The sequence below is a fragment of the Succinivibrio faecicola genome (genome assembly GCF_019448115.1).
Taxonomy (GTDB): Bacteria; Pseudomonadota; Gammaproteobacteria; order Enterobacterales; family Succinivibrionaceae; genus Succinivibrio; species Succinivibrio faecicola.
The window spans coordinates 1-626 of the sequence record NZ_JAGFNY010000104.1; the positions used below are offsets into that span (position 1 = coordinate 1).

Sequence of the window (626 nt, forward strand, 5' to 3'; positions counted from 1 at the left end):
ATAATTTTGCTGCTTGTCCTATTGAAATAATCTTATTCATAAGTCTAAATCTAAAAATAATTATTTAGATATTATAATCTATTTATATATTCAATTAAACTGTTATTTACCCTCTACAGTCATGGTCTCCTTTGTAACAACCAGTCTGCAGTCAGGATATGCTGTTGCAAGTTTAGTCTTGAATGCTTCACCTTTCATCTTATTTGAAGGTGCGCCGTTTTTTATCCCCTGCTTTTCATAAACATCTAAAATTGCAGGTAAAAGAGGATCATCTTCACGAAGAATTAATGCATGATCAAAATTCTTTAGTACATCCCATGCAGTTTTTTGAATTTCATTGCATGGAAAAACCATATTTACACCAGGTTCAATAGTGTCTTCAACTTCAATGGTAAGGCAGCCAGTATGTCCATGAAGATATTGAGCTTCGCCCTGGAAGCCATAGAATCTGTGTGCATACTGAAGATCAAGAGTGGCTATACTTCTCATAAAAAGTCTCCTTATTAAGAATTATTTTTTGTTATTCTTAATATAGGAGAAATTATAGAATTTCTTACCCAAGATCTTTAGCAAAACGCCGAAGATCTTATTTAAAATTAAATAGTTATTTTAAATCTCTAAGTTAT

The 626-nt window shown here is 31.5% G+C and carries 1 protein-coding gene; it reads right to left on the reverse strand.

Features of this window, described 5'->3' with window-relative positions; all coding sequences use genetic code 11:
* Positions 1-102: 102 nt before the first annotated feature.
* Positions 103-489, reverse strand: a complete 387-nt coding sequence (locus tag J5V48_RS09835) for a 6-carboxytetrahydropterin synthase (RefSeq protein WP_255557801.1) — start codon at positions 487-489, stop codon at positions 103-105.
* Positions 490-626: the final 137 nt, after the last annotated feature.